This window comes from Trichlorobacter sp. (genome assembly GCF_030247655.1).
Lineage (GTDB): Bacteria > Desulfobacterota > Desulfuromonadia > Geobacterales > Pseudopelobacteraceae > Trichlorobacter.
Map to the genome: position 1 here is coordinate 1 of NZ_JAOTRZ010000200.1, position 5482 is coordinate 5482.

Genomic DNA, 5482 nt, shown 5'->3' on the forward strand with positions numbered 1-5482 from the left:
GAAGCCTATAAAAAGGGTGATTGTGAAGCAGCCATTGCGTTGTTTGACCAGTTTATCAGTCGCTATCCCTCATCGGCACTGCTGCCTGAAGCTACCTTGAATCGGGCGGAGTGTTATCTGAAGCTTCCGGCAAAATAGAACGATACTGTCGCTGTCTGCTTAACACAAGAACGGGCGTCCTGATTTGGGCGCCCGTTCTTGTGCTTTTAGAAGTGGTACTCTTCCTTAGGGCCAGGTAATCACAAATCCCCGCATCCTGCCACCCTGGGCATCCCGGTACTGTACCAGCTGCAGGCCGGCCAGATCACCACGGCGGATCTCATAGCCTTCCTTGATCTCAGAAGAGGTGGGGCGCATGACCGTCGCACCGGCCAGCTCTTTAAGGATGGTGGTGTAAAAAGATTCCTGGATGCCGGCGCCACTGCGGTCGATGACCTGAATCGCCTTGATGGCACCATCCTTTTCGCGGAAAATACGGTATTCATTGGTCTGACCGCGATAGTTTTCCCAGCCGGGATTGTCTTTGCCATAGCCCGGATCCAACCCATCTTTAGGAATAAAGGTTGGCAGGCTGCGGAGACGGCCGTTGCCATGGGAGGCAAGTGGTGGCGGTTTAAGTTCTGGCTGAGGAGTAGCAGAGGGGGCAGCCTGGGGTGGCGTTGCAGTCGCTGTTTTTGGTTCTGTAGCAGTGTTGGGAGCTGTTGTCGTACGGCTTGAACGATGCTGGAACAGACTTACGGCCACTACAACAACCAGCGTGACACTGATCAGTATAAACGGTGTTTTCCGATACCAGGGCTGTGGTTCTTCAAAATCAACAATCAGATGCGGCTCCTGGTGCAGATCCCTGACCTGCAGTTCACGTTCGCGGTGGCTGAACGGTGCAGCTACAGGTTCTGGTTGCAGGGTGTCAGATCTGGTATCGAGTTGCTTGCTGAAATCAGAAATAATCGAGAGACCTGTGCGGCGGGGCATTTCGTAGGTGAGCGGAGTTGCCGGTTGTTCCTCATCTGCTCCAACAGCAGCTGAGCTAGATAGCGGGGGCTGATCCGGCTGCGACGGCAGAGCAGGTTCCTGTTCAGGGGCATCAGGCTTTGCAGCTGGCTGATTAAGAACTGCAATTCCCTGTTTTTTTGCCGGGGGTTGGCGCTGCAGGATTCGTTGGATAGCCTGCTCCAGCTGCGTATCGTCCAAAGCCGGGTCCAGAATGGTTTCAAACTGTGCAGAGGTGTCAACATCCAATGCCGCTGAGGTACTGATCAGGCCAAAGCGCGCCTTGTGCTGACCTAAACGGGATTTAAGGTGCTTATGCAGAATATCAGCCGAGAGACCGGAAAGGTGGTTCTGGATAATCACCACTTCAGGTTTGCGGCTTTCAAGCTCCTCAATGCCGCGATGGATCTCATTAACCACCACCAGGTCAGGGTGCTGCTGGACCAGGCGTTCAAAAAAGGCGGTCATGCGCGGTATGTCAGTGATGGCAAGTATCTGCATGGGTGTCCTGTTTGTATCTGGGTTAGATGTTTCAGGCTCCTAGTCGGTTAGGGCTGCCTTGGCCCGCTCGATTCGGGCCACTGCCTCTGTTACCCCTAACGCCATGACAATTTCACCAATACCAGGGGCCTGGGTGCTGCCGGAAAGTGCTATCCGTAACGGCTGACCAACCTGGGGCATCTTCCAGCCGCCTTCAGTACAGATTTCTTTGAACAGGGCATCGCACTCTGCGGCAGTGGTGACTGCTGCAGCTGACAGTTTGGCTGCCACTGCTGTAAAGACCGCTGCCAGATGCGGTTTGTCAAACTTGGCCAGGGCTGCCTGGTCGTAGTTTTGCGGGGCTTGATAGTAGAACAGCGCCCGGTCAGCCATCTCTTCCAGAGTCTGGGCCCGTTCCTGCAGGGTGCTGATGACTCCGGCAAGGTCAGGTGTTGCTGTGTCAGTTACCCCACGGCTGGCCAGATGGGGCTGCAGCAGATCAGCCAGGCGAGCCGGATCACCGCTCTTGATATAGTGGGCGTTCAGCCAGTTTAGTTTCTCAGGATTGAAGACCGAGGGGGAACGGCCCACATTGGCGATATCAAACTTCTGCACCATCTCCTCACGGCTGAAGATCTCATCATCCCCATTGCTCCAGCCCAGCCGTACCAGATAGTTGTTCAGCGCCTCCGGCAGGTAGCCCATATCACGGTAGGCGATGACACTGGTGGCACCGTGGCGCTTGGAGAGACGAGCCTTGTCGCTGCCCAGGATCATTGGCACATGGGCAAAGATCGGCACCGGATAGCCCAGTGCTTCATACAGCTGAATCTGGCGGGGGGTGTTGTTGACATGGTCATCACCACGGATGACGTGGGAGATCCGCATCAGGGCATCGTCAATCACCACGCAGAAGTTGTAGGTGGGGGTGCCGTCGGTACGGCTGATGATCAGGTCGTCCAGCTCGGCATTGGGGAAGGCGATCCTCCCCTTGATCAGGTCATCAAAGGCGGTTTCTCCCTCTTGCGGGGCCTTGAAACGGATTACGTGGGGTTGGTCCAACGGCTGGTCCTGGCGGCGACGGCAGGTGCCGTCGTATTTGGGCTTGCGCCCTTCTGCCATGGCGGCCTCACGTTTGGCTTCCAGTTCTTCCGGTCTGCACCAGCAGCGGTAGGCTTTGCCCTCATCCAGCAGTTTCTGCACATGTTGCTTGTAGAGCGGAAAATTATCGGTCTGAAAGAACGGCCCTTCATCACAGTCCAGCCCCAACCACTCCATCCCCTGTAAAATAGCATCCACAGACTGCTGGGTTGAACGCTCGGTGTCGGTGTCCTCAATTCGCAGGATAAAGGTGCCGCCAAAATGGCGGGCATACAGCCAGTTAAACAGGGCGGTACGGGCACCGCCGACATGCAGATAACCGGTGGGGGAGGGGGCAAAACGGACACGTAACTCAGACATCGATGAAACTCCTGGAAAATTGAATGTCGGCCTGCTGATCTGGGCAGCCGGAAAATAGTTTGGTGAAGATACTACAGAACGTATCTGCAAGATACGCACATTTTTTGACCAAGGTCATGCTTTCTCTAAAAGGACTGATGTACTCTTCATAGCACATTATCGACTAAAACGCATCTGCGATGGATGCACCTACAAGAGGAGGATACTACAATGAGTATGTTCTGTAACCAATGTGAGCAGGCAGCAAATGGAACCGGCTGTAACATTTCCGGCGTCTGTGGCAAGAAGCCTGATGTGGCAGCCCTGCAGGATCACCTGCTGTACGGCCTGAAATCCCTGGCCCTGTATGCTGACAAGCTGGGCCGCGATGCCGAGATAGATCGTTTTACCATTGAAGGTCTCTTTAGCACCGTTACCAACGTTGATTTTGATCCGGCAGATATCGGCAAGCTGATTCAGCGTTGCTATCAGTTAAAGGAAAAGGCCAAGGCCGCCTGTGCGCTCAAGGGGATCACCCTCTCCGGCACGGTCGCTGACTGGAAGCCTGCCGCCGACCTGGCCGGTATGGTGGCCCAGGGTGAGCAGCACGGCATAAATACCCAGCATATCAATGAAGATATCCGTTCCACCATCGAGATCCTGATGTACGGCCTGAAAGGGATGTCAGCCTATATGGATCATGCCATGATTCTGGGGCGTGGCAATGATGATGTGATGGCCTTTACCCAGAAGGCATTGGCTGCCACCACTGACGCCAACCTGGGGCTGATGGATTTTGTTGGCCTCTGTATGGAGTGTGGCAAGCAGAACCTGACCACCATGGGCCTGCTGGATGCAGCCCATAACGAGACCTACGGCGCACCGGTACCAACTGCGGTGAATCTGGGCACCAAAGCCGGCAAAGGCATTCTGGTGACCGGCCATGATCTGAAGATGCTGGAAGAGCTGCTTAAGCAGACCGAAGGCAAAGGGATCAATATCTATACCCACGGCGAGATGCTGCCCGCCCACGGCTATCCCGGCCTCAAAAAATATCCTCACCTGGTGGCCAACTACGGTGGCGCATGGCAGGACCAGGCCAAAGAGTTTCCGCTCTTCCCCGGTGCCATTATCTTCAATACCAACTGCATCCAGCGTCCGGCTGACTCCTACAAGGATCGCCTCTACACCTGGGGACTGGTGCAGTGGCCGGATGTCAAGCATATTGAAGGCTGGGATTTCTCCGAGGTGATCAACAAGGCGCTGGAGTGTCCATCCCTGCCGGAAAATCCGGGTCAGGAGATCCTGACCGGTTTTGGTCACGCTGCGGTGCTGGGTGTGGCTGATAAGGTGATTGCAGCGGTAAAGTCAGGCGATATCAAACATTTCTTCCTGGTGGGTGGTTGTGATGGCGCCAAATCAGGTCGTAACTACTACACCGAGTTTGCAGAAAAGGTGCCCAAGGATAGCGTGATTCTGACCCTGGCCTGCGGTAAGTACCGCTTTAACAAGCTGGAGTTCGGCGATATCGGTGGTATCCCCCGTCTGCTGGATGTTGGTCAGTGTAATGATGCCTACTCAGCCATCCAGATTGCAGTGGCCCTGGCCGGTGCCTTTGAATGCGGCGTGAACGAGCTGCCGCTCTCCATGATCCTGTCCTGGTACGAGCAAAAGGCGGTGGTGATCCTGTTGACCCTGCTGTCGCTGGGAATCAAGAATATCCGCCTGGGACCTTCACTGCCGGCCTTTATTACCCCCAACGTGCTGGCCTTCCTGGTGGAGAACTTCAACATCATGCCGATTACTACGGCTGAGGAGGATCTAAAGGCTATTTTGGGGTAACCTGGTAATAATCAATTAATGATAGTGGCTTGCTATTGAAGGCGGGCAGTCGGTAACGGCTGCCCGCCTTTGTCTTTTTGGGGCATGTATCTAATTTAGTGTTAGAAAACCTTACAATGTCGAGGGTGGTAAAACTATTTTATGTGTAACTATCAGTAATTGTTGATTGTATTTATTTGGCACAATTGGTGCTTTAGTCGGGGTGGCATGTGAAATTTAAGGAGGTAGTAGCGATGAAAAAACTAATTGTAGCAATGATTCTTGTGTTTAGTATGGCTTTGGGTGCATCTGCCCAGACGATTAATTTTGATTTTGTAGCTGGTGGCGGGAGCATTGAAGGATCGGCTCAGGGTGGATTTGTTTTTGGCGGGCCTTGGTATAGTTCTTCAATAGGTGGAGATCCTTATATGGAGACGTATAATCAAGCGCATTCATTAACGTTTTCTACTGGTGCTTTTGTGTTTAATTCAATGCGATTAAATGGGCTTCCGTGGGATGACTACGACATGGGCAGCCAAACTTACAATACTTTGGTGTTTGACTTCATTGATAGTAGTAATAATACCATTGCTACACGCTCTATCAATCTCCCATTTGATAATTCTTATGTTTCGTTTGTCGAAAATATTTCAAATGTGCATAGCATTAATTTCCATGCAACAGGCGGTTATGATCTGGCTGGATCGTGGATAAATGGATTCTGGCCTCGACTTGATACTGTTACTAA

Annotated in this window: 5 protein-coding genes; 3 read left to right on the forward strand and 2 right to left on the reverse strand. The window is 53.1% G+C overall.

The genetic code is table 11. The annotated features are described in order from the left end of the window. On the forward strand, positions 1-138 hold a 138-nt coding region (locus tag OEL57_RS17090), incomplete at its 5' end, for a tetratricopeptide repeat protein (RefSeq protein WP_414718526.1). An 87-nt stretch (positions 139-225) separates the two neighbouring features. On the opposite strand, the gene OEL57_RS13645 is transcribed toward OEL57_RS17090, so the two are convergent. After that, positions 226-1494 (reverse strand): hypothetical protein, encoded by a 1269-nt coding sequence (locus tag OEL57_RS13645; protein ID WP_300741163.1) that lies wholly within the window; start codon positions 1492-1494, stop codon positions 226-228. A 39-nt stretch (positions 1495-1533) separates the two neighbouring features. Further along, a complete protein-coding gene (gene gltX / locus OEL57_RS13650; RefSeq protein ID WP_300741164.1) occupies positions 1534-2934 on the reverse strand; it encodes a glutamate--tRNA ligase in 1401 nt (466 codons plus the stop codon). Positions 2935-3144: 210 nt separating this feature from the next. On the opposite strand from gltX, the gene hcp reads away from it, so the two are divergent. After that, entirely contained in the window at positions 3145-4755 is a 1611-nt protein-coding gene (gene hcp / locus OEL57_RS13655; protein WP_300741165.1) for a hydroxylamine reductase, read from the forward strand. 233 nt (positions 4756-4988) lie between these two features. Continuing rightward, the coding region (locus tag OEL57_RS13660) for a hypothetical protein (RefSeq protein ID WP_300741166.1) at positions 4989-5482 on the forward strand (494 nt) is incomplete at its 3' end.

Excerpts from the sequence above, each read along its gene's own strand:
- OEL57_RS13645 (WP_300741163.1), bottom strand. The coding sequence starts at position 1,494 with ATGCAGATACTTGCCATCACTGACATACCGCGCATGACCGCCTTTTTT.
- gltX (WP_300741164.1), bottom strand. The coding sequence starts at position 2,934 with ATGTCTGAGTTACGTGTCCGTTTTGCCCCCTCCCCCACCGGTTATCTG.
- hcp (WP_300741165.1), top strand. The coding sequence starts at position 3,145 with ATGAGTATGTTCTGTAACCAATGTGAGCAGGCAGCAAATGGAACCGGC.